The 21,379-nt window shown below is 67.1% G+C and carries 21 protein-coding genes and 1 riboswitch; of the genes, 12 read left to right on the forward strand and 9 right to left on the reverse strand.

Going from position 1 to position 21,379, the window contains the following annotated elements; translation table 11 throughout:
• Position 1: 1 nt before the first annotated feature.
• Positions 2-2,683, reverse strand: a complete 2,682-nt coding sequence (gene clpB / locus ACRB8A_RS17260) for an ATP-dependent chaperone ClpB (RefSeq protein ID WP_432245201.1) — start codon at positions 2,681-2,683, stop codon at positions 2-4.
• A gap of 196 nt (positions 2,684-2,879) precedes the next feature.
• Entirely contained in the window at positions 2,880-3,632 is a 753-nt protein-coding gene (locus tag ACRB8A_RS17265; protein ID WP_050686975.1) for a S1 family peptidase, read from the reverse strand.
• 211 nt (positions 3,633-3,843) lie between these two features.
• On the opposite strand from ACRB8A_RS17265, the gene ACRB8A_RS17270 reads away from it, so the two are divergent.
• The 3 genes from ACRB8A_RS17270 (at position 3,844) to ACRB8A_RS17280 (ending at position 6,005) form a co-directional block, all read left to right on the forward strand.
• Positions 3,844-4,713 carry a DUF4031 domain-containing protein gene (locus tag ACRB8A_RS17270; protein ID WP_050686976.1) on the forward strand — a complete coding sequence of 290 codons (870 nt, stop codon included), beginning with the start codon at positions 3,844-3,846 and terminating at the stop codon, positions 4,711-4,713.
• Positions 4,710-5,549: a 2-phosphosulfolactate phosphatase gene (locus tag ACRB8A_RS17275; RefSeq protein ID WP_056595546.1), complete on the forward strand. Its 840-nt coding sequence runs from the start codon at positions 4,710-4,712 to the stop codon at positions 5,547-5,549. The genes ACRB8A_RS17270 and ACRB8A_RS17275 overlap by 4 nt, the downstream gene beginning before the upstream one ends.
• 69 nt (positions 5,550-5,618) lie before the next feature.
• Positions 5,619-6,005, forward strand: a complete 387-nt coding sequence (locus tag ACRB8A_RS17280) for a VOC family protein (protein ID WP_056595549.1) — start codon at positions 5,619-5,621, stop codon at positions 6,003-6,005.
• Between the two features lie 24 nt (positions 6,006-6,029).
• Here the strand turns inward: ACRB8A_RS17280 and ACRB8A_RS17285 are convergent, their stop codons facing one another.
• Both ACRB8A_RS17285 and ACRB8A_RS17290 read right to left on the reverse strand, forming a co-directional pair.
• Positions 6,030-6,431: a YccF domain-containing protein gene (locus tag ACRB8A_RS17285; RefSeq protein WP_050686979.1), complete on the reverse strand. Its 402-nt coding sequence runs from the start codon at positions 6,429-6,431 to the stop codon at positions 6,030-6,032.
• A gap of 67 nt (positions 6,432-6,498) precedes the next feature.
• Positions 6,499-7,110: a phosphoribosylanthranilate isomerase gene (locus ACRB8A_RS17290; protein ID WP_056595552.1), complete on the reverse strand. Its 612-nt coding sequence runs from the start codon at positions 7,108-7,110 to the stop codon at positions 6,499-6,501.
• Between the two features lie 117 nt (positions 7,111-7,227).
• Here ACRB8A_RS17290 and ACRB8A_RS17295 point away from each other — a divergent pair, with 117 nt between their 5' ends.
• The 5 genes from ACRB8A_RS17295 to ACRB8A_RS17315 all read left to right on the forward strand — a co-directional run bounded on the left by ACRB8A_RS17295 (position 7,228) and on the right by ACRB8A_RS17315 (position 10,082).
• The gene (locus ACRB8A_RS17295; protein ID WP_056595554.1) at positions 7,228-7,791 is read left to right on the forward strand and encodes a HutD/Ves family protein; all 564 of its coding nucleotides are present in this window, start codon (positions 7,228-7,230) and stop codon (positions 7,789-7,791) included.
• An 89-nt stretch (positions 7,792-7,880) separates the two neighbouring features.
• Positions 7,881-8,411, forward strand: coding sequence for a ferritin (locus tag ACRB8A_RS17300; protein ID WP_050686982.1), 531 nt, complete (start codon positions 7,881-7,883; stop codon positions 8,409-8,411).
• A 133-nt stretch (positions 8,412-8,544) separates the two neighbouring features.
• On the forward strand, positions 8,545-9,171 hold the full coding sequence (locus tag ACRB8A_RS17305; RefSeq protein WP_432245202.1) for a nucleoside/nucleotide kinase family protein: 627 nt from the start codon (positions 8,545-8,547) through the stop codon (positions 9,169-9,171).
• 157 nt (positions 9,172-9,328) lie between these two features.
• A riboswitch (guanidine-III (ykkC-III) riboswitch) is annotated at positions 9,329-9,395 on the forward strand.
• A 10-nt stretch (positions 9,396-9,405) separates the two neighbouring features.
• Positions 9,406-9,729 carry a DMT family transporter gene (locus ACRB8A_RS17310; RefSeq protein WP_285240515.1) on the forward strand — a complete coding sequence of 108 codons (324 nt, stop codon included), beginning with the start codon at positions 9,406-9,408 and terminating at the stop codon, positions 9,727-9,729.
• Positions 9,729-10,082, forward strand: a complete 354-nt coding sequence (locus tag ACRB8A_RS17315; RefSeq protein ID WP_432245203.1) for a DMT family transporter — start codon at positions 9,729-9,731, stop codon at positions 10,080-10,082. The genes ACRB8A_RS17310 and ACRB8A_RS17315 overlap by 1 nt, the downstream gene beginning before the upstream one ends.
• An 86-nt stretch (positions 10,083-10,168) precedes the next feature.
• On the opposite strand, the gene ACRB8A_RS17320 is transcribed toward ACRB8A_RS17315, so the two are convergent.
• From ACRB8A_RS17320 to betT, 3 genes are read right to left on the reverse strand one after another with little or no spacing between them, the layout of a single operon-like run.
• Complete coding sequence (locus tag ACRB8A_RS17320; RefSeq protein WP_432245204.1) at positions 10,169-11,752, reverse strand: GMC family oxidoreductase; 1,584 nt, start codon at positions 11,750-11,752, stop codon at positions 10,169-10,171.
• Positions 11,753-11,756: 4 nt separating this feature from the next.
• Complete coding sequence (locus tag ACRB8A_RS17325; RefSeq protein ID WP_050686408.1) at positions 11,757-13,253, reverse strand: aldehyde dehydrogenase family protein; 1,497 nt, start codon at positions 13,251-13,253, stop codon at positions 11,757-11,759.
• Positions 13,250-15,415 (reverse strand): choline BCCT transporter BetT, encoded by a 2,166-nt coding sequence (betT, locus tag ACRB8A_RS17330; protein ID WP_432245205.1) that lies wholly within the window; start codon positions 15,413-15,415, stop codon positions 13,250-13,252. Before betT ends, ACRB8A_RS17325 begins: the two co-directional genes overlap by 4 nt.
• A gap of 269 nt (positions 15,416-15,684) precedes the next feature.
• Here betT and ACRB8A_RS17335 point away from each other — a divergent pair, with 269 nt between their 5' ends.
• On the forward strand, positions 15,685-15,987 hold the full coding sequence (locus ACRB8A_RS17335; protein WP_050686406.1) for a putative quinol monooxygenase: 303 nt from the start codon (positions 15,685-15,687) through the stop codon (positions 15,985-15,987).
• 57 nt (positions 15,988-16,044) lie between these two features.
• Here ACRB8A_RS17335 and ACRB8A_RS17340 read toward each other — a convergent pair whose 3' ends face one another.
• Positions 16,045-16,701, reverse strand: a complete 657-nt coding sequence (locus ACRB8A_RS17340; protein WP_432245206.1) for a CHRD domain-containing protein — start codon at positions 16,699-16,701, stop codon at positions 16,045-16,047.
• 265 nt (positions 16,702-16,966) lie between these two features.
• On the opposite strand from ACRB8A_RS17340, the gene ACRB8A_RS17345 reads away from it, so the two are divergent.
• From ACRB8A_RS17345 to ACRB8A_RS17355, 3 genes are read left to right on the forward strand one after another with little or no spacing between them, the layout of a single operon-like run.
• Positions 16,967-17,509, forward strand: coding sequence for an RNA polymerase sigma factor (locus ACRB8A_RS17345; RefSeq protein WP_432245207.1), 543 nt, complete (start codon positions 16,967-16,969; stop codon positions 17,507-17,509).
• Positions 17,509-18,327, forward strand: a complete 819-nt coding sequence (locus ACRB8A_RS17350) for a hypothetical protein (protein WP_432245208.1) — start codon at positions 17,509-17,511, stop codon at positions 18,325-18,327. The genes ACRB8A_RS17345 and ACRB8A_RS17350 overlap by 1 nt, the downstream gene beginning before the upstream one ends.
• A gap of 35 nt (positions 18,328-18,362) precedes the next feature.
• Entirely contained in the window at positions 18,363-19,013 is a 651-nt protein-coding gene (locus ACRB8A_RS17355; protein ID WP_432245209.1) for an MBL fold metallo-hydrolase, read from the forward strand.
• A gap of 97 nt (positions 19,014-19,110) precedes the next feature.
• Here the strand turns inward: ACRB8A_RS17355 and ACRB8A_RS17360 are convergent, their stop codons facing one another.
• The gene (locus tag ACRB8A_RS17360) at positions 19,111-21,012 is read right to left on the reverse strand and encodes a DEAD/DEAH box helicase (RefSeq protein WP_050686399.1); all 1,902 of its coding nucleotides are present in this window, start codon (positions 21,010-21,012) and stop codon (positions 19,111-19,113) included.
• Between the last annotated feature and the right edge of the window lie 367 nt (positions 21,013-21,379).

The following is a 21,379-nucleotide window of genomic DNA, read 5'->3' on the forward strand; positions in this document are numbered from 1 at the left end:
CTCAGTCCTTCCGCCGCACGGAAAGCCCGGCCCCTTCGAAGCGGCCGGCGCGGACCTGCTCCACAATTCCGTCACCCTGGTCACTGAGCGCAGCCAGGGTCCCGTCAGTGAGCTCGTCGACGTCGGCGGCGGTATCCACCAGCACCGTGTCACCATCGCTGATGTCGCCGGAGAGGATGGCCTTGGCCAGCCGGTCGCCGATCTCGCGCTGCACCAGCCGGCGGAGCGGGCGGGCGCCGTAGGCCGGGTCGAAGCCGGAGAGCGCCAGCCAGGACCTGGCGGCCTCGGTGACCTCCAGGGTGAGGCGGCGGTCCTGCAGCCGCCGGCCCATTTCCGCCACCTGCAGCTCCACAATCCGGGCCAGCTCCTCGACGTTCAGTGGGTCAAACAGCACCACTTCATCCAGCCGGTTCAGGAATTCGGGTTTGAAGGCGGCGTTTACGGTGGCCATCACGGCCTTCCGCTTGGCGTCCTGGTCCAGGGCCTGGTCCACCAGGAACTGGCTGCCGAGGTTCGAGGTCAGCACCAGGATGACGTTGCGGAAGTCCACGGTGCGGCCCTGCCCGTCGGTGAGGCGGCCGTCGTCCAGCACCTGCAGGAGGATATCGAAGACCTCGGGATGGGCTTTTTCCACCTCATCAAGCAGCACCACTGAATACGGCCGGCGCCGGACGGCCTCGGTCAGCTGGCCGCCCTCCTCGTATCCCACGTATCCCGGCGGGGCGCCAACCAGCCTCGACACGGAGTGCTTCTCGCTGTACTCGGACATATCGATGCGCACCATGGCGCGTTCGTCGTCGAACAGGAAGTCCGCCAGGGCTTTGGCCAGCTCAGTTTTCCCCACGCCGGTTGGACCCAGGAACAGGAACGATCCCATGGGGCGGTTGGGGTCGCTGACGCCCGCCCGGGCCCGCCGGACAGCGTCCGAAACCGCAGTGACGGCCTGCTGCTGCCCGATCAGGCGGCGCCCCAGCTCGTCCTCCATGTGGAGCAGCTTCTGGCTTTCGCCCTGCAGCATCCGGCCTGCCGGGATGCCGGTCCAGGCCGAGATGACTTCGGCGATGTCGTCCGCGGTAACCTGCTCCGCCACCATCTGGGCCGACTTGTCCGTCACTGCGGCCTCGGCTTCGGCGGCTGCCTTCAGTTCGCGCTCCAGGGCGGGGATTTCGCCGTATTCGATCCGGGATGCGGTCTCCCAGTCGCTTTCGCGTTTGGCCTTCTCGCCGGCTATCCGCAGCCCATCGAGTTTGGCTTTGAGGTCTCCCACCCGGTTCAGGCCCGCCTTCTCGGCATCCCAGCGGGCGTTCAAGCCGTCCAGTTCCTCGGTTTTGTCGGCTTTGTCCGCCCGCAACGCGGCCAGGCGTTCCACCGAGGCCTGGTCGGTCTCCTTGGCAAGGGCCAGTTCCTCCATGGTCAGCCGGTCCACGGCGCGGCGCAGCTGGTCGATTTCCACCGGTGCTGAGTCAATTTCCATGCGCAGCCGGGACGCGGCCTCGTCCACAAGGTCAATGGCCTTGTCCGGCAGCTGGCGGCCGGAAATGTAGCGGTTGGACAGGCCGGCGGCGGCCACCAGCGCGGAGTCGGCGATGGTCACCTTGTGGTGGGCCTCATAGCGGGCCTTCAGGCCACGGAGGATGCCAATGGTGTCCTCCACGCTGGGCTCGCCCACGTACACCTGCTGGAAGCGGCGTTCCAGGGCCGGGTCCTTTTCGATGTTCTCGCGGTACTCATCCAGGGTGGTCGCACCGATCAGCCGCAGCTCGCCCCGGGCCAGCATCGGCTTGAGCATGTTGCCGGCATCCATTGACGACTCACCGGTGGCACCCGCCCCCACCACCGTATGGATTTCATCGATGAACGTGACAATCTGGCCGTCAGAGTTCCGGATCTCTTCCAGGACGGCTTTCAGCCGCTCCTCGAACTCGCCGCGGTACTTGGCGCCGGCCACCATGGATGCAAGGTCCAGGGAGATCAGGGTCTTGCCGCGCAGGCTTTCCGGCACGTCGTTGGCCACCATACGTTGCGCCAGGCCCTCCACCACGGCGGTCTTGCCCACGCCCGGCTCGCCAATGATGACCGGGTTGTTTTTGGTCCGGCGGCTCAGGACCTGGACGATCCGGCGGATTTCGGTGTCCCGCCCGATCACCGGGTCCAGTTTGCCGGCCCGTGCCATAGCGGTGAGGTCGGTGCCGAATTTTTCGAGCGACTGGAACGTGTTCTCCGGATCCGGGCTGGTGACCTTCCGGTCGCCGCGGACTCCCGGCACTGCGGCGCGCAGCGCTTCATGGGAGGCGCCGGCGTCGCGCAGGATCCGTCCGACGGAGTCGCTGCCGGCCGCAAGTCCCAACAGCAGCACCTCGGTGGAGACGTAGGTATCGCCCAGGCTTTCGGCCTCGGTGTTGGCGTTCTGGATTGCCTGCAGCGCCGGCCGGGAGAGCTGCGCCTGCTGGGTGGAGCCGCCGGATGCTGCGGGCAGGGCCTTGATGGCGCTGCTGGCCTGCACACTGACGGCATCAGGATCGGCGCCGGCTGCCTTCAGCAGCGCCACAGCCACGCTGTCGCGCTGGTCCATCAGCGCCTTGAGCAGGTGGGCGGGCTCCACCTGGGGGTTTCCGGCGGTGGAGGCGTTCATGGCGGCGGCCGAGAGGGCCTCCTGGCTCTTGGTGGTGAATTTGACGTCCAACGAGGGCTCCTTTCAGGGGCGGAAATTCTAAGTTGAGTGTACAACGCTCAACTTTGTGAAAGGAACCTTTTAGGCCGATCCGGACGGCAGGAACGTCTGCCCTCAGCGAACATGCGCCGCCAGCGTGGCTGGCGGCGACAAAACGGCGGCCGGCCCCTTGGGGGGAGCCGGCCGCCGATGGTTCTGTTCCGGAGCCTTACGAGCCAGCCACCCCGGAGACGCTGGTGATCCAGCTGAGGTTGCGGGCCACCGAGGCGTGGTCGTTGTAGTAGCGGGTAAACGTTGACGGGTTGGGTGTGGGCAGAATGCTCGATGTCGACAACACACCCACCAACTTGCCGTTCACCACCAGGGGCCCGCCGGAGTCGCCGCCCAGCGTGTGGCCGGATTGCGACTGGGTGCGCACCGAGACGCCCCCATACGTGTCGCTGCCCTGGCCCGCCACGGTGACGTTCGCGGTTTTGAAGGTGTAGGACATGGTTCCGGCGCCCTCGGTCTGGTCGCCCCAGCCATAGACCTTGGCGGCAGCACCGGTGGCGGGGACGCTGCCGGACAGGCCCACATAGGAGCCGTAATGCGGGGTGGAGAGCTTAAGGAGCAGGACATCCCCCGTGCTGGAGGCATAACGGCCGGCAACCGTCTTCACCGTGCCGCCGGTCTCCAGATACGTGGTGCCCAGCCGCACCGACTGCAGCGACGGGGAATCGCAGTGCTTGGCGGTGATGACCCAGTTCGCCGAGATCTGGCTGCCTGTGCAGCCCACATTGGTCCCCGTGGCGTCGAAGGAAATCTGCGCCGCGTAGGGTGCCGCCGAAATCGTCGTGGTGGCACCGCCCGCGATGTCCGGGCTGGCACTGTCTCCGCCGGCGGCCGGAGCAGCATGGGCCGGCAGCGGCCCCATCAGTGCGGCGGCCGCGGCGGCGGTGGCAAGAATCCTGGCGAGTTTCAAAGCGGTGGCTCCTTCGCGGATGCCTGGCGCAGCCGTCGTCGGGACGCCAGGTCGGTTCGGTGTAGGCGGGCGGGAAGAGGTGGTGACTGTCCGCCCCTCCGGAGACTACCGGTCTTTATTATTCTTGTCACGGGCTATGACAAACTTGTAATACGCAGCCGGGAGCGCGCTGGCAGGCTGGGCGCCGGAGCCGGCCTACTAGACTTCCGTCATGGCCATCTACATCGACCCGCCGCTTTGGCCTGCGCACGGGACGCACTTCTCCCATCTGGTTTCGGATGGGTCGCTGGCGGAACTGCACGCCTTTGCCGCCGCGGCCGGTATTCCCGAAAGGGCATTCGACGGCGACCACTACGACGTGGCGGAGCGCCGCTTCGATGACCTGGTGGCGGCGGGCGCCTTGCCCGTCGAAGCCAGGGTCCTGGTCCGCAAACTCATTGCCAGCGGCCTGCGCATTCCCGCCCGGCAGCGGAACAAGTCCCTGAAGGTCCCGCTTCAGGACCGCTGGGAGGCCGTTATGCCCGGCCACGACGCCCTCTTCCTGGACCTGCTGGACCGGTGGAGTGAACCGCACCGGCACTATCACGGCCGCACCCATCTGCTGTCCATCCTCGAAGCCCTGGACCTCCTTAACGAACCGGCTGCTGTTCCCAGGACAGTCCTTTTGGCCGCATGGTTCCACGACGCCGTCTACCAGGGAATCCCCGGGCAGGACGAAGAGGAGTCGGCGCGGCTGGCCCTGGACCGGCTCCGCGGCACCGGGCTGCCGGCGGCCGAGGTCGAGGAGGTGGCCCGGCTGGTCCTGCTGACCAGCCACCACCGCCCCGAAGCCGGAGACACCGACGGGGCGCTGCTCTGTGATGCCGATCTTTCCGTCCTTGGCGGCGACCCGGCGGAATACGCCCGGTACCTTGCCGCCGTCCGGCTCGATTACGCGCACGTGCCTGACGCTGATTTCGCCGCCGGCCGGGCCGCCGTCGTCCGCCGGCTCCTGGACCTTGAGCCCTTGTTCCACGGACACCGCGCAAGGGACCTTTGGTTGGGCGCCGCGCACCGGAACCTGCACGGAGAACTGGCATGAACGCACCGGGAACGAACCCCCGCCACGTGCATACCGCAAGTGCGGCGCACCGCCAACTGCCTTTCACGGTCAGGCTGGAGTGGGGTCACGACGGCGCCGCGACGGTTGCGCCCGGCACCGACCTCGCCGTGGTGGTGGACGTCCTCTCCTTCACCACGTGCGTCAGTGTGGCCCTGGACCGCGGCGCGGAGGTTGTTCCGTACCGCTGGCGGGATACGGGCGCCGAGGATTTCGCTGCCCACCATAATGCGCTGCTGGCCGGACCGCGTGACGGCGGCGGGCTGAGCCTGTCCCCCGCCAGCCTGCGGACCGCGCAGTCCCTGGGCCGGGTGGTACTGCCATCCCCCAACGGCTCCGAACTGTGCCACCAGCTGGCTGGCGAAGTGCACCTGGTTGCCGCTGTTTGCTTGCGGAACGCCGCCGCCACTGCGGACTGGGTGGCAGCCAACCTGCCGGCAGACGCTGTGATCGCCGTGATTGCGGCCGGTGAACGCTGGCCCGATGGCAGCCTGCGCCCTGCCGTGGAGGATGCGATCGGCGCCGGCGCGTTCATCACCGCCCTGGCTGCGCAGTGGCCCGCCAGGATTGCTGCGGACAATTCCCGGGGCGGACCCGAGGAAGGCGACTTTGACTGGCACGGGTATTCGCCGGAAGCGGTTGCTGCGGCGGCGGTCTTCGGAGCGGCCGAACCAAGCCTCCGGGAGATGCTGCACGGCTGTTCCAGCGGCCGTGAACTGGTGGGGGCGGGCTTTGCGGAGGATGTGGATATCGCCGCCGAACTGGACGGCAGCGACTCGGTGGCCATCCTGTCGGACGGGATTTTCCGGCGGCCCTGACCGGTTCCCACGGGTTGCCTCGGCGGCGTGGTCCTTTACGGCCGGCGCCGGCAGTGCAACACTGCTCGGATGAGCCTGCGCATCCAAGCCGTCTGCATTGATTCCACCGATCCCCGGGTCCCGGCAGCCTTCTGGGAAGCCGCCCTGGGTTGGCGGCGGACCTACGAGGAGGCGGACGAGATTGTGCTGGAGCCGCCCGCGTGCAGTCCCGAAGACGGGGTCAGTCCGGACCTGCTGTTCCTGAAGGTACCCGAAGCCAAAGGACCCAAAAACAGGCTGCACCTTGACCTCCGGCCGGAAAACCGGGACGCCGAAGTGGCCCGGCTGGAAGGCCTGGGCGCCAAGCAGGTCTCCGTGGGCCAGGGGCCGGACGTCACCTGGGTGGTGATGGCCGATCCTGACGGCAACGAATTTTGTGTGCTGCGGGCCCTGCGGCCGGACGAAATGCCGGGCTAGCTGCACTGCCCAGCCAGCTTCGGCCTACCGGTACGCCTGGACGAACGGGGTGTTGCTGGGCACGATCTGCTTGCCCAGCGGCATCAGGGACACCGGGATGAGCTTGAGGTTGGCGATGGCCAGCGGGATGCCGATGATGGTGACGGCCATCGCGATCGCGGTGGCCACATGGCCGATGGCGATCCAGATCCCGGCCACCAGCAGCCAGATCACGTTGCCCAGCAGGGCGAACGGCCCGTTTCCGCCCGGTTTGTCCACCACCATCTGCCCGAAAGGCCACAGTGCGTAGGCCGCGATGCGGAACGACGCGATCCCCCACGGGATGGTGACGATCAGCAGGCAGCAGATGATCCCGGCTGCGAAGTAGCCCAGGGCAAGCCAGAACCCGCCGAATACCAGCCAGATGATGTTGAGCAGAGTCTTCATCTGTCCATTGTCCCCCGACGGGTTGGCTTCCGCGGTGGGTGACCACCCTGAACGATCCCTGAAAAACCTAGGTGCGGACGCCGGGCTTGGCCGCGTGGACAAAGGCCCGGATCCTGGCCAGGTCCTTGACCCCGCGGGACGCCTCCACGCCGGAGGAAACATCCACACCCCAGGCCTGCGCCGCCCCGGCGGCGGCAGCCACGTTGCCGGCGTCCAGTCCGCCGGCCAGCAGCCAGGACCGGCCGGCAAGCACCGGCAAGGCAGCCACCGAAGCATAGTCCCACGACTCACCCGAGCCCGGGACCGCGGCGTCGATCAGGAGCAGGTCCTCACCCCAGTCCTCGAACTCTTCCGCAGTGGCACCCAGGGTGATGGCCCGGACCAACTTCATGCCGGCGTCGTGCACTTTGGCAACGTCTTCCCGGGTCCTGGTGCCGTGCAGCTGGATCCAGTCGAGGCCGGCCGCGCGGGCGATTGGGGCGGCATCCGCCAGCGGCTCGTCACGGAACACGCCGATGGGCGTCACACCCGCCGGGACCTCCGCGAGCAGCGCCGCCGCCTGGGACGGCGAAACCACTCTTGGGCTCGCGGTCAGGACAAATCCCACGGCATCCGCCCCGGCCGCCACTGCTTCGCGGACCGATTCGGGCGTGCTGAGACCACACACTTTGACGAACATTCCCGGCTCCTTCAGGTACGTTTACGTGTTGTCCCCCGGGTGGAGAGTAGCAGGGACGGCCCCTTCCCGCGATGCACGATGGCACCTCCGCCGGCTGCCGGGAACTAGGCTGGGCTGATGCAGATCATCCGCTTCGCAGACCTTAAGGCCACCCCCTGGCGCAACGGCGGCGGGGTGACCCGGGACCTGGCCAGCCACCCGCAGGGCGCGGCGGCCCAGGACTGGGACTGGCGGGTGAGCATTGCCGAGGTCACCAAAGCCGGTGATTTCTCCCCGTTCCCGGGCATGGAGCGGGTCCTCACTGTGGTGGAAGGTGAGCTGCTGCTGCTCACGGTGGACGGAGCGGACCATCCCCTGGAAAAGTACCGCCCGTTCCGGTTCGACGGCGGCGCACCGGCCGCCGGTTCGCTGCCCACCGGCGACATCCGCAACCTCAACGTCATCACCCGCAGCGGAAAGTTCAAGGGGTACACCTCCATCATTGAGCTGTCCAAAAAGCGTGCGCATCCCGTTTTTGCGGGGCAGCTTGCCGTGCTGCTGCAGGGGCAGGCAGCGGCCAGCGTGGCGGGCGGCGGCCCTGTGGACCTGGGCCGGTACGACGCCGTGGTGGGCGCCGACGAAAGCTCCCCCGAAATCCTGGGGCGGGGTTTCCTGGCTGTGGTCTCGGTCGACGCCGTCTGAGCGTTACCGCAGGTAGGCCAGCCTTTCCTTCCGCAAGCCGAGCCTTCCCACACTGGCTGGCCCGCGCGGCCGAACCCTAGACTCAAGCCATGACTTCCTCCACGTTTAACGCGCTCCTGTCCACCCAGATCGGCAACGAGTTCACGGCCTCGCAGCAGTACATTGCGGTGGCCACCTGGTTTGCCAACGAAGACCTCCCGCAGCTTGCCCGCTACTTCTACCGGCAGTCCGTGGAAGAGCGCAACCACGCCATGATGATGGTGCAGTACATGCTGGACCGGGACATCCCGTTCACCATCCCCGGCGTTCCCGCGGTCCGCAACGACTTCTCTTCGGTGACCGAGCCCCTGGCCCTGGCGCTGGAGCAGGAAAAGGAAGTCACCCGCAACATCGAGGCCCTGTTCCGGGCCGCCCGCGGCGAGAACGACGCCCTCGGTGAGCAGTTTATGCTGTGGTTCCTTAAGGAGCAGGTGGAGGAAGTGGCGTCCATGACCACGTTGCTGAACATTGCAGAGCGCGCGGACAACCTGTTCGACATCGAGAACTTCATCGCCCGCGAAACCGTGGGCGACAGCGGCCAGGACGCCTCGGCCCCGGAAACCGCGGGCGGCTCGCTCTAAGCCCACCCCCTAAGCCCACCCCCTCGGCCCAGCCCTGCGCCGCCCCACCCAACTGACTCGCAGTTGTTGTCGTTTTGAGCCTCGAAAACGACAACAACTGCCAGTCAGTTGGGCTGGGGCCTAGGCTTTTGTTATGGACTCACCCGAAGCGCGGCTGGCAGTGGCCTCCCTGCGGGAGCGGTTGTCAGGCCGCCGCCGCACAATGCTGGGCATCACGGGGGCTCCCGGTTCCGGCAAATCCACGTTCGCGGCCTGGCTGCAGCACCAGTTCGGTCCCGACGCCGCCGCAGTGGTCCCCATGGACGGATTCCACCTCGCCAACAGCATCATCGACGGCACACCGCTGCGGGAGCGCAAAGGTTCCATGGACACGTTCGACGCCGGCGGGTACCTCTCGCTGCTGCGGCGGCTTGTGCTGCGGGATGAAGAAGTTGTGTATGCGCCCGAATTCCAGCGGACCCTGGATGAGCCTGTGGCGGCTTCCATCGGCGTTCCCTCGTCCGTTTCCCTGGTGATCACCGAGGGGAACTACCTGCTCGCCTCGCAGGCGCCCTGGCCGGAGGTCCGCGCGCAGCTTGACGAGGTGTGGTTCATTGACACGCCGCCCGCCGTGCGGCTGGGCAGGCTGGTGGACCGGCATGTGGAGTTCGGGATGGACAGGACGGCGGCGGAAGCCTGGGCACTGGGCCCGGATGAGGCCAACGCCCGGATCATCGCGGCCACGCGGGACGGAGCGGACAGGATCATCCCCTGGGGCTGAGGACCCGTGGCTGGAACGCTCCCCAACTGACTCGCAGTTGTTGTCGTTTTGAGCCCTCAAAACGACAACAACTGCGAGTCAGTTGGGAGAGGGGGGCGCAGTGGTGACCTTTGCCACCAATACTGGCCACCCCCGATCCGGGGTTGCTAGGCTTGCCGCAAGGCTCCACCGCTTGAGCCTCCGGACGACGGTTCAGTACCCGGCACGCGACAAGACTGGCCAAAGGAATACGTCATGTCGTGGATTATCCTCATCTTCTCCGGAGCGCTGGAGGCCGTCTGGGCCGCAGCCCTCAACAAGGCCTTCACCGCCACCGGCCGGCGCAGGCTGGCGCCGCTCGCAGTGTTCCTCGCAGCCGTCACCGCCAGCATGGCCGGCCTGGCCATCGCCATGCAGTCCATTCCCACCGGCACGGCCTACGCCGTCTGGGTGGGCGTAGGCGTGGTGCTCACCTCCGCCTACGCCATGGCCACCAAAGTTGAACGCCCGACGGCGGCCCGCCTGCTCCTGCTCACCGGCATCGCCGTGTGCGTGGTTGGCCTGAAGGTGGTGGCGTGATGCGCGGCGCGTCCTTCGCCTGGCCACTGCTGCTGCTCTCCGCGGTCCTCGAAGCCGTGTGGGCCACAGCCCTGGGCCTGTCCAACGGGTTCACGGAGCCCGCTGCCACCGCAGTGTTCGCTTTGGCGGCCACCCTCAGCATGGTGGGCCTGGGCCTGGCCATCCGCCACATCCCGCTGGGCACCGCGTACGCCGTGTGGGTGGGCATCGGGGCCGCTCTGACCGTCGGCTGGGCCATGGCCACCGGCGCCGAGGCCTTCAGCATCGTCAAAGTGGTGTTCATCGCCGGGATCGTCGCCTGCGCGGCAGGCCTGAAAGCCCTGCCGGCCGGAAAAGACGCCTCGGCCCGCTGAGTTTCCCCACCTTTGAGGCGGGCCGACGGCGGGTCCCGGGGACCCGCCGTCGTACCTGCCCTCCGCACCCTAAGGTCAACGCACGGTCAGGCCGTCCGGGCCCCGCGGACCAGCTCGGCGCACCGCTCACCGATCATCATGGTGGTGATGTTGGGGTTGACCGTGGTCAGTTCCGGCATCACCGAAGCGTCCGCGACCCGGAGCCCGGTGACACCCTTGACCCGCAGTTCGGGATCCAGCGGCGACATCTCATCCTCCGGCGCCCCCATCCGCACAGTGCCGGCCGGGTGGTAAACCGTGTTGTGGGTGGCGCGGATGTAGCCGGCGATCTGCTCATCCGTCTGGATGGCGGAGCCGGGGTACAGCTCGGTGCCCACCCACTCCGCCAACGCGGGCTGGGAAGCAATATCCCGGGCCTTGCGGATGCCGGCGATCATCACGCGCATGTCGTGTCCCTCGGGATCGGTGAAGTACCGCGGGTCAACCCTGGGTTTGTCGCGGAAGTCCCGGCTGCGGAGCTTGACCGTGCCGCGGGAGCGCGCGTGGGTGACGTTGGGAGTGAGGCAGAAGCCGTTCTCGGTGGTGGGAAACCCCTGTCGGAGCGTGTGCATGTCGAACGGGACGGACCCGTAGTGGAACATCAGGTCGGGACGGTCCAGGCCCTCCTCCGTGGGCGTGAAGATGCCCGCTTCCCACCACTGGGTGGAGGTTTCCGTCATGGGCTGTTTGGCTTCCCATTGGATGACACCCTCGGGGTGGTCCTGCAGGTGCTCGCCCACACCGGGTGAGTCCACCCGGACGGGGATGCCGAACTCCGCCAGCTGGGCGGCCGGTCCGATCCCGGAGAGCATCAGCAGCTTGGGCGAATCGATGGCGCCCGTGGAAACAACCACCTCTGCGCGCGCAGTGAGCTGGTGGGTTTTAGCGAACGCGTTGTCCACCACTGCCACTCCCGTGCACCGGTTGCCGGCGTCGAACGTCAGCTCCTTGGCGCGCAGCCCGGTCAGCAGCGTGAAGTTGGCCCGGTCCATGATGGGGTGGATGTAGGACACGGACGACGACGCCCGGGTGCCGTCAGCCTGCCGGTTGATCTGGAAGAACCCGGCACCGTTGATCACCGTCTCGCCGGTGTTGAAGTGGACTTTGGGAATCCCGGACTGTTCGCAGGCGTCCAGGAGGGCACGGCCGGTGGGGTCCGACGCCGGGACGTTCATCAGGTGCACGGGTCCGCTGTCGCCGTGGTGCGGTGCGTCGGGGCCGGCGTCCTCATTGGTCTCCAGCTGCTTGTACAGCCGGTAGGCCAGCTCGGAGTTCCAGCCGGTGGCGCCAAACTTCTGCTCCCAGTCGTCGATGTCTTCGCGGGGCGCCCAGAAGGCGATGCAGGAGTTATGGCTTGAACAGCCGCCCATCACTTTGGCGCGGGCGTGGCGCATAAAGGAGTTGCCGTTTTCCTGCTCCTCGATGGGGTAGTCCCAGTCGTAGCCGGATTCGAGCAGTTCCATCCAGCGGTCCAGCTGCAGGATTTCGGGCAGGTCCCGGTCGTCCGGGCCGGCTTCCACCAGGGCAACCTCCAGCGCGGGGTCCTCGCTGAGGCGGGACGCAACAGCGGCGCCGGCGGATCCGCCACCGATCACGATGTAGTCGAAGTCAGTCTTTACTGCGGAGCTCAATATCTCAGTTCCCCTCTGTAGCGGCGGCGTGGTCAGCGAACCAGCCGGTGACCTGCGGGTCGGTGTTCTGGTAGATGTGCTTGGCTTCCTGGTACTCGGCGAGCCCGGTGGGGCCCAGCTCCCGGCCGACGCCGGACTGGCCGAAGCCACCCCACTCGGCCTGCGGCAGGTAGGGGTGGAAGTCGTTGATCCAGATGGTGCCGTGGCGCAGTGCGCGGGCCACGCGCTGGGTTTTTCCGGCGTCCTGGGACCAGACGGCCCCGGCGAGCCCATAGTGGGTGTCGTTTCCGATCTGCACGGCTTCCGCTTCGGTGCTGAAGGTTTCCACGGTGACTACGGGGCCGAAGGCCTCATCCACCACCACGGACATGCCGCTCTTGACCTGGTCGAGGATGGTGGGCAGGTAGTAGAAGCCCTTCTCCAGGTCCCCGGTCCCCCAGGCGCCGCCGCAACGCAGGCGGGCGCCTTCAGCGATGCCCTTGTCCACGTAGGCGGTGACCTTGTCGCGGTGGGCGGCGGAGATCAGCGGACCTGTTTCTGCAGCGGGGTCGAAGGGGCCGCCCAGGCGGATCTGCTCAGCCCGGCGCACCAGTTCCGCAACGAAGTCTTCGGCGATGGATTCCTCCACGATCAGGCGGGCCCCGGCGGAGCAGACCTGGCCCGAGTGTACAAAGGCCGCGTTGAGCGCGTTGTCCAGGGCGGCGTCGAAATCGGCGTCCGCAAACACGATGTTGGGGTTTTTGCCGCCCAGTTCCAGCGCTACCTTCTTCACCGATCCGGCCGCGGAGGCGGCAATGGTTTTTCCTGTTTCCAGGCCGCCGGTGAAGGAGACCAGGTCCACGTCCGGGTGGCTGGAAAGGACGGTGCCCACGGTTTTGCCGGCGCCGAGGATCAGGTTGGCCACCCCGGCGGGCAGGCCCAGCTCCTGCAGCACGTCCACCATCAGGATGGCGGTGTGCGGGGTCAGTTCGCTGGGCTTGAGGACAAAGCTGCAGCCAGCGGCCAGGGCGGGGGCGATCTTCCAGGAAGCCTGCAGGAGCGGGTAGTTCCAGGGGGCGATCAGCGAGCAGACGCCAACGGGCTCGTACTCGATCCGGCTGACCACCGTGGGGCTGCCGGCGTCGACCATCCGGCCCGAATCCTGGCCTGCGAGCTTGCCGAAGTATTCGAAGCAGTTGGCGATATCGTCCATGTCGATTTCGCTTTCCACCAGGCGCTTGCCGGTGTCCAGCGTTTCCGCGCGGGCGAACTCGTCCTTGCGTTCCCGCAGCCGGTTGGCCACGTTGATCAGGAACGTGCCGCGCTCCAGCGGCGACTTGCCGGACCATTCGCCTGAGTCGAAGGCTGCCCGGGCAGCCTCCACGGCGCGGGTGGAATCCGCTGCGGTGCCTTCGGAGACTGTGCCAACCAATTCGCCGTCGGCCGGGCAATGGATGTCCCGGGTGCCGCCGTCGGATGCTGCGGTCCAGGTGCCGCCGATGTATAGCGTCTCGGTGCTCATTTTGTTTCCTCCTGCGTTTCGAAGTCTGATTCCCAGTTGTCTTTAGCGACCTGATCCTCCACGAGCACCGTGTTGCCCGGTGCTGCGCGGTTCAGGTGCAGGAATTCAAGGTGTTGCTCGTAGTGGTCCAGGACATCGGTGATGACCTGTTCCTTGGTGTAGCCCATAAGGTCGTAGCCGTGGCTGCCCTCCAGGGAAAACACCTCCATGCGGTAGTAGTGGTCGTCCGGGTCGGCGCGGCGGGTGGCGTAGCTGGGGGTTTCGTACTGGACCGGATAGATCTGGTACTTGAACGTCCGCTCCTCCCCCATGGCCAGCTGCAGGTCGATGCTTTGGATGCCACAGGCCTCCACGGTGGCCACTGTCAAGGCCGTTTCCGCCCCCTGCGCCTTCAGTTCGGCCTCGACGTCCTGCAGCGCCGGGATGGCCACTGCCTCCGCGAAGCGTGTGGTCGGCCTGCGCCCGGGGTAGCTCATGGCCCGCGTGAGCCGCTGCCGCCAGGTCCGGCCGCCGCGCTGGTCCAGGGAGCGCCCCGTGATGATGCCGGGCAGGCTGGCGCGGTAGCTGTCGTTGAGCGAGTTTTCCACCCTCAGCGCCTTGTACAACCCCAGCATGATCAGCACCAGCAGCAAGGACAGCGGCAGGCCCATCACAATTGTGGCGTTCTGCAGCGTGGTGACACCGCCCACTGTCAGCATGGCCAGGGTCAGCAGGCCGGTGGCAACGGCCCAGAACACCCGCATCCATTCGGGGCCGTCCGAGTCCGCGTCCTTCAGGTGCGACGTGAAGTTGGACATCACCAGGGCGCCGGAGTCCGCGGAGGTCACGTAGAACAGCAGGCCCGTGAAAGTGGCGACGGCGGCCGTCACCGGAACTGCCGGGTACTGGGCCAGCAGGCTGTAGAAGCCGCGTTCCGGGTGGCTCATGGCGTCCTGGCCGAACGCCAGGTTGCCGTTCATGATCAGGTCAAGGCTGGAGTTTCCGAAGATGGAGATCCAGAGGACGATGAAGATGAAGGGCACGGTCATGGTGCCCAGGACAAACTGGCGGATGGTGCGCCCGCGGGAGATGCGGGCCAGGAACAGGCCAACAAACGGTGCCCAGGCGATCCACCAGGCCCAGAAGAACAGTGTCCAGGCGTTCATCCAGTCCGTGGGCCTGTCGTAGGCGAAGGTATCGAGGGTCATGGCGGGGAACCGGCTCATCACGTCGCCGACGTTCTGGACGATCCCGTCCAGCAGGAAGCTGGTTTTGCCGGTGACCAGGACGAACAGCATCAGGCAGACGGCCAGGATCACGTTCAGTTCGGACAGCCGCCGGATGCCCTTTTCGACGCCGGACACCACGGAAACGGTGGCCATCACCACCGACAGTGCGATCAGGCCGATCTGCACCGCCAGGTTTTCGGGGATTCCGAACATAAAGTTCAGCCCGTAGTTGAGCTGGACGACGCCGATACCCAGGGACGTCGCGATGCCGAAGATGGTGCCCAGCAGGGCAGCAATATCCACGGCGTGCCCGATGGGCCCCTCAATCTTCTTGCCAAAGATCGGGTACAACGCGGAGCGGATGCTGAGGGGCAGGTTGTGGCGGTAGGAGAAGTAGCCAAGGGCCAGGCCCATCAGTGCATACAGCGCCCAGCCGGTGATGCCGTAATGGAACAGCGTCCAAACCAGGGCCTGGCGTGCCGCCTCAGCCGTGCCGCCCTCGCCCTGCGGCGGGGCCAGGTACTGGCTGACAGGTTCGGAGACCGAGAAGAACATCAGGTCGATGCCGATGCCCGCCGCGAACAGCATGGCCGCCCACGTGAACATCCCGAACTGCGGTTTGGAGTGGTCCGGGCCCAGCTTCGTTTTCCCGACCCGCGACAGTGCCGCCACCAGGACAAAAACGACCACTGCGGTGACGATCAGGAAGTAGTACCAGCCCATGTTGGTTGACACCCAGCCCACCATGGAGCCGATCACTGCGTCTGCGTTGTCTTTGGCGAGGATGGCCCACAGTGCGATGGCCACCACGCCGATGGCGGAGCCAAAAAAGACTGTTTTGTTGACTCTGGTTTTGGCTTCGGCGGCGGGCGCGGCGTTGGCGGCAGGAGATTGCTGCGTTTCTTCGGATGAGGGTCCCGCGGCGTGCGCGGGCGGTTGCGAATTCTGGCTCAATGGGTCCCATTTCAGTTTTGAGGCTGGTGTGGACGGCGGGGTTTGCGTGGCTCGTCGGGGCGCTCCGCAATCAGTCAGCCCGCGTCATGGTGGGTCTCGCTCACTTTCGACGCTATCAACGCCACCACCAAAGGGCCGACTTTTATGAAACCTGTCACGGGCAAGGCTGCCCGGCAGAATGTTCCGCAACGGAAGAAAACCGCATCCTGCCCCGTTGCATCTTTGACGGGCCGGCATCACCGGCCGGGGCACCGAACCGAAGGAAATACATGTCCACGATTGTTCATTTTGAAGTCCGGATCGCTCCTGACCGGCTGGCGGACGCCCCACGGTTCCTCAGCGAAACGCTGGCAGCGACACGCGCCTGGCCGGGTAATGAGGGGATCGAGGCCCTGGTGGACGATGCCGATCCGGGCCACATCCTTGTGGTGGAGAAGTGGGCCACCACCCAGGACCACAGCGACTACGCTGCCTGGCGCACCACGCCCGAAGGCGCCAGCAGTCTCGGTGAGATCCTGGCGGCCGCGCCTGCCAAGCAGATCTACTCCACCACCATGGACCTGGGTATCTAGCACCCGCGAGGGATGGCCGGCCCCCAATGCCGGCCACCCCCGGGGCAGCGTGTTGCTTTAGCTGGTCCGGTTCCGTGCCCTGACCAGAAGGAACGTTCCCAGCGCCGCAACGCCTACGGTCCCGGCAGCCAGCGTCACGGCCACGGCCGGTTGGGCGGGTGCGGCGGCGGCGACGCCGGTGTCCACGCCACCCACCGGCATCACTGCCAGCTGCCCGCGTACCGCGCCGGGAACGAACGCTGCCGTGTGGGTGTCGGCGGAGAACCCGGACGGGTTGGCTTCAAGCTGCTTGAGGGTGAAGCCTTCTCCGGTATCCGTTCCGTTGTCGGCCTTGATGCCCGTGCTGAAGGGGCCCTTAAGGCAGCCCGAGCTGGTGGAGTTGCCTTCGCCCACCGGATTGGGGAAAGCAATCCGGGGCGGGCCGTTTTTGCCCTGGACGGCCTGGTGGATATGGGTGGCCGTCTTGGCAGCGCTTTGGTACGGACCGGTGACACCGGTCAGGCTGATGTCGTAGCAGATCACGTCCAGGTCCGAATTGATCATGAAGTTGAAGGTGCCCCACGCTCCCGGCTGCCCCGGCGCCGGCGCACCATCCGGTCCCACCACGTTCTCCGGCAGGGCCTGGACCGTGTACATGCTGGTGAAGGAATCAGGCCGGTCAACTGGTGTTTCAGCGGAGGCAGGAGCCGCCGCCACAACAGCTGCCAGTGCCATAGCCCCCGCGGTTCCCGTGAATGCAGCAATCCGTTTTTTGGCCAACGTGTTCATCGTGTCCCTTTGCTCTGCAGGCAGTCCCGGAGGTCGGGCTGCGTGAAAAGGTATACTCGCCAATGGCTGCGGGCGTTCACCTGGCGCCGAAGAAGTTTTTATGGACCGGCACCGCAGCGATTCCTTGCCTTGGCAGTGAACGCCGGACCTCCCGGCACCGTATTCCCTGCAGAACAACCTGGCCTGCGGACGGACGACGATGCGACAGATCATGACCGACGAGAGGTGGATGGCCCCGTCCGGGCCCGCCATGGACGCATTCAACGTACGGGACGCCTTTGCCGAGCATGGCAGCGCGCTGTACGGATTTGCGGTCAACTGCACCAGGGACCCGGCCACCGCTGAGGAGTGTGTCCAGGAAACTTTTGTGCGGGCGTGGCGGGCCAGGAACCGGTACGAACCCGCCAAGGGCACGGAACGGACCTGGTTGTTTGCCATCGCCCGGAACGTCATCATCGACGAGTTGCGGGCCCGCGAGCGCCGACCCGTTCCCGTCCCGGATACCCGGATGGACCTGGCCGCAGCGCCCCAAACCGGAGCGTCCGCCATCGAGGACAGGGTGGTGCTCCAAAGCGGCCTGGCCATGATCAGCCAGGAGCACCGCGACGTGATTGTTTCCGTTCAGCTCAACGGAATGTCGTACGCGGAGCTCGAGCAGCGCACCGGAGTGCCGGCGGCAACGCTGCGTACCCGCATGTATTACGGACTTAAGGCCCTGCGAAGGGCCATCGGCGATGAGGAGGAGGGACAGTGATGAACCAGCCGTCACGCGAGGATGAGCTGATGGCTGCGGCCCTCGCCGGCAGCCTCAGTGCCGCCGAACGCAGGGAACTCGACGCTGCCTGTGCCGCCAACCCGGCCCTGCTGCGCGAGCTTGAGGCGCTGGAGGGCCTCAACCACCGCCTCGCGGAATCCGGCATCGAATGGACCGAGCACGACGTTCCGGCCAGCCTCGCCGGAACGATGGACACGTTGTCCCGGGAACTTTCCGCACCGGGGCCCACAGCGAAGGCGGTCACGGCGGAAAACGCCGGCACGCCGGAGGTACAGCACGGGGTGCAGGCCGGAGGTACCGGGCAGCGTGAGGCCAGCCGGGCGCACGTTTTGCGGGCGCGCGACGGCGGCCCACCAACCAGTGGCGGGCGCCGTTACCGCGTGCCCCTGCTCGCGGCAGCGGCGGCAGCCCTGCTGGTCATCGGCGGGTTGGGCGGTTCGGCGCTCGCCACCTTCCAGCAGGCACCACCCACCGGACCGCCGGGAACCCTCGGTGCCATTGAGGGGGTGCAGCTTTCGGGCAGCCCGGCCGGGACCTCCTTTGACGCTTCGCTGGTGGCGCACACCTGGGGAACGGAGACGGTCCTGGCCATCGACGGGCTCCCCGTGGGGGAATCCTTCGAAGTGGTGCTGGTCCGGACCGACGGCCGGGAGCTGGATTCCGGCACCTTCCTGGGGGCCGCCCAAACGGTCACCTGCAGGATGAACGCAGCGGTGCTGCGCGGGGATGTGGCGGCCCTGCAGATCAGGAACGCGGCGGGCACTGTTGTGGCGTCGTCCAACCTGCCGCGGGTGTAGCTGCGCCAGGCACGGGGCATCCCTAGACTGGGCCCATGGATTCACTCGAGTACGACCTGCCCGCCCTGACCATCCGCCGGATCTCCGTGGGCGAGGTGGACAACAACGTGTACCTGCTTACCGCGAAGGCTACGGGCGCGCAGGTGCTGATCGACGCCGCCGACGACCTTCCGGCCATCCAGGGATTGCTGCAGGACGCGGCAGCGGATACTTCCGCGGAACCCCGGCTGGACCTTATTGCCACCACACACCGGCACTGGGACCACGTCCGAGCGCTGGCGGGACTCGTCGCGGAAACAGGCGCAAGGACGGCGGCCGGAACTGACGACGCCCCGGAACTGCCGGTCCCCGTCGATGTCCTCCTGGCGAACGGGGACGTGGGCAACTTCGACGGCTTCGACCTCACCGCGGTGCACCTGCGCGGCCACACCGCCGGTTCCATCGCATTTGTCTACGAGGACCCCGACGGGCCCGCCCACATCTTCTCCGGAGACTCGCTGTTCCCCGGCGGCGTGGGCAACACCCACACGGACCCCGCACGGTTTGGCCAGCTGCTGGGGGACGTGACCGAGCGGCTGTTCGACGCCTACCCTGATTCCGCCGTCGTCCATCCCGGCCATGGCAAGCCCACCACGCTCGGTGCCGAGCGGCCCAGCCTGCCCGAATGGCGCGCCCGCGGCTGGTGACCTGGCTCGCCCTCGGCTGGTAAGCCCTTAAACACCAAGTGCCCCGCACTGCCGTGGTGAACGGCGGTGCGGGGCACCTGGACCAGGTCAGAAACCCTTAGCGGCTGCGGCGCTCGTTGGAGGCCGGAGCTGACGCACGGCGGGGGCCGCCGCGTGCGGGACGGCCGGAACCGCCCTTGCCTGCGCCATCCTTGCCGCCACCGTAGGAGCCGCCGGAGGTGCCGCCGGTGTTGGAGGACCAGACAGCCTTGTTGCCGGCCGAGCCGGCGTTGGCGGAGCCTGCCGCCGAACGCTGGCCACCGGTGCGGGCACCGGCAGGAGCACCGGCACGCTGGCCGGTGGCGGGACGGCCGCTGCGCTGGCCACCGGAGGAAGCCGGCCGGCCGGTACCGCCACGGGGAGCCTCACTGCGGGTGACGCGTGAGTCCGTGCGGCCGTCCGAACCGCGGCCAGCCGCTGCACGGCCACCTGCCGCGGGGACGTCGTTGCGGTGGGTGCTGGCAGTGGTGCCGCGGCCCCGGGCGTTGCGGCGGGCCGCAGCTGCCGCGACGGCGCGGTCCTCGTTCTGCTCGCTGACGCGGTCGAAAGCGGCGCGTGCTTCGGTGCGGCCTTCGAAAGCCACGGCCCGGCGCTCAGCGCGGGGAACGTCGGAACGGACCGGCTCAGCCGAAACCTTGCCGCGTCCGCCACGGCCGCCGCGGCCGCCTGTGGTGGGTGCAGCCTGGCGGCGTGCGCGCTTGCGCTCGGCGTTGGCACCGGTGGAGGTGCCGCCGCCCTGCTGCGCAGCCTTTTTGGCCAGCAGGGCCGCACGGGTCCGCGGATCGATCTTGTCGGCCATTTCGCCCACGAGCTCGGCCACCAGGGGTGAGTTGGCGGTGACGCGCTCGAAGTTGACCTCAACTCCGGCGGCCTTCATCAGCTTCTTGACATCGGACTGCTGCTCCGGGAGGGTCAGCGTGACAACCGTTCCGTCGGAACCGGCGCGGGCGGTACGGCCCGAGCGGTGCAGGTACGCCTTGTGCTCGGTGGGCGGGTCCACGTGGATGACCAGCTCGACGTCGTCCACGTGCACGCCGCGGGCTGCGACGTCGGTGGCGACCAGGACGCGGACATCACCGGAGGAGAATTCGGCAAGGTTGCGGTCGCGGGCGTTCTGCGACAGGTTGCCGTGCAGGTCGACGGCGGGAATGCCGGCGTCCGTGAGGGTCTTGGCCAGCTTGCGGGCGTGGTGCTTGGTGCGCATAAAGAGGACGCGGCGGCCTGCACCGGACGCGAGCTCAACGATCAGCTGCTTCTTGACGGTCTGGTCGTTGACCACCAGGACGTGGTGTTCCATGGTGGTCACGGCGGCCTGCGGATCGTCCACGGAGTGCGTGAGCGGGTTGGACAGGTAACGCTGGACAATTTTGTCGACGCCGTTGTCCAGGGTTGCGGAGAAGAGCAGGCGCTGGCCCTGGGTGGGGGTCATGTCCATGAGCTTCTTGACCACGGGCAGGAAGCCCAGGTCAGCCATGTGGTCGGCCTCGTCGAGGACGGTGATTTCCACGGCCTCAAGGGTAAGGATGCGCTGGCGGATGAGGTCCTCCAGCCGGCCCGGGCAGGCGATGACAATGTCGACGCCGGCGCGCAGCGCCTTTTCCTGCCGGGCCTGGGAGATGCCGCCGTAGATCACGGTGGTGTTCAGGCCGGCAGCCTTGGCCAGCGGCTCGATGGTGGCGTTGATCTGGGTGGCCAGCTCACGGGTGGGTGCAAGGACCAGGCCCATGGGGCGGCCGGGCTTGCGGAAGTGCTTGGCTTCCCGCTCAGCGAGTCGTGCTACAAGCGGGATGGCGAAAGCGATGGTTTTACCGGAGCCGGTCCGGCCGCGGCCCAGGACGTCTCGTCCGGACAGCGTGTCCGGAAGGGTCTTGACCTGGATGGGGAACGGCTCAACAATTCCCTGCGCGGTAAGGGTGTCTGCAAGTGCCTTGGGAGTTCCGAGGGCAGCGAAAGTAGTCATGTATTTATACGGTCTTTCAGGCGGTATCCAGGCGGATATCGGCCCCCGGCGCCGGTTGGACCAGGGGTTCGCCGAAGAAAAGTCAGGTGATCAACCGGGCCGCTGCATAAAAGGGCAGCCGGCCGGGACCAAATGGAACGCGTTCATCGACGCAGGATGTGCCTCTCACATGAAAAAACCCACTTCCCGGTTCCGGGACTCCGCGGCATCCGCAGGGGATTTCAGGGGAGAAAGTGGGCATCACTGCACATCAAGTTCCTCCAGTCTAGCATCCCCCGCCCGCGCCCCTTCCGGAACGCGCCTCCGGGCCGCTGTCAAGGGCCGTAAAACCCGTTGTGGAGGCAGGGCGCCAAAGCTGGTCCGGGCG

It is taken from the genome of Arthrobacter sp. G.S.26 (assembly GCF_050847375.1).
Classification (GTDB): Bacteria; Actinomycetota; Actinomycetes; order Actinomycetales; family Micrococcaceae; genus Arthrobacter.

Bases quoted from the DNA above. Each gene is read 5' to 3' on its own strand.
- ACRB8A_RS17270 (WP_050686976.1), top strand. From the start codon at position 3,844: ATGGCCATCTACATCGACCCGCCGCTTTGGCCTGCGCACGGGACGCAC.
- ACRB8A_RS17360 (WP_050686399.1), bottom strand. From the start codon at position 21,012: ATGACTACTTTCGCTGCCCTCGGAACTCCCAAGGCACTTGCAGACACC.
- ACRB8A_RS17350 (WP_432245208.1), top strand. From the start codon at position 17,509: ATGAACCAGCCGTCACGCGAGGATGAGCTGATGGCTGCGGCCCTCGCC.
- ACRB8A_RS17315 (WP_432245203.1), top strand. From the start codon at position 9,729: ATGCGCGGCGCGTCCTTCGCCTGGCCACTGCTGCTGCTCTCCGCGGTC.
- ACRB8A_RS17345 (WP_432245207.1), top strand. From the start codon at position 16,967: ATGACCGACGAGAGGTGGATGGCCCCGTCCGGGCCCGCCATGGACGCA.
- ACRB8A_RS17285 (WP_050686979.1), bottom strand. From the start codon at position 6,431: ATGAAGACTCTGCTCAACATCATCTGGCTGGTATTCGGCGGGTTCTGG.
- ACRB8A_RS17355 (WP_432245209.1), top strand. From the start codon at position 18,363: ATGGATTCACTCGAGTACGACCTGCCCGCCCTGACCATCCGCCGGATC.
- ACRB8A_RS17325 (WP_050686408.1), bottom strand. From the start codon at position 13,253: ATGAGCACCGAGACGCTATACATCGGCGGCACCTGGACCGCAGCATCC.
- ACRB8A_RS17280 (WP_056595549.1), top strand. From the start codon at position 5,619: ATGAGCCTGCGCATCCAAGCCGTCTGCATTGATTCCACCGATCCCCGG.
- ACRB8A_RS17275 (WP_056595546.1), top strand. From the start codon at position 4,710: ATGAACGCACCGGGAACGAACCCCCGCCACGTGCATACCGCAAGTGCG.
- ACRB8A_RS17300 (WP_050686982.1), top strand. From the start codon at position 7,881: ATGACTTCCTCCACGTTTAACGCGCTCCTGTCCACCCAGATCGGCAAC.
- ACRB8A_RS17335 (WP_050686406.1), top strand. From the start codon at position 15,685: ATGTCCACGATTGTTCATTTTGAAGTCCGGATCGCTCCTGACCGGCTG.
- ACRB8A_RS17310 (WP_285240515.1), top strand. From the start codon at position 9,406: ATGTCGTGGATTATCCTCATCTTCTCCGGAGCGCTGGAGGCCGTCTGG.
- ACRB8A_RS17295 (WP_056595554.1), top strand. From the start codon at position 7,228: ATGCAGATCATCCGCTTCGCAGACCTTAAGGCCACCCCCTGGCGCAAC.
- ACRB8A_RS17340 (WP_432245206.1), bottom strand. From the start codon at position 16,701: ATGGCACTGGCAGCTGTTGTGGCGGCGGCTCCTGCCTCCGCTGAAACA.
- ACRB8A_RS17290 (WP_056595552.1), bottom strand. From the start codon at position 7,110: ATGTTCGTCAAAGTGTGTGGTCTCAGCACGCCCGAATCGGTCCGCGAA.
- ACRB8A_RS17305 (WP_432245202.1), top strand. From the start codon at position 8,545: ATGGACTCACCCGAAGCGCGGCTGGCAGTGGCCTCCCTGCGGGAGCGG.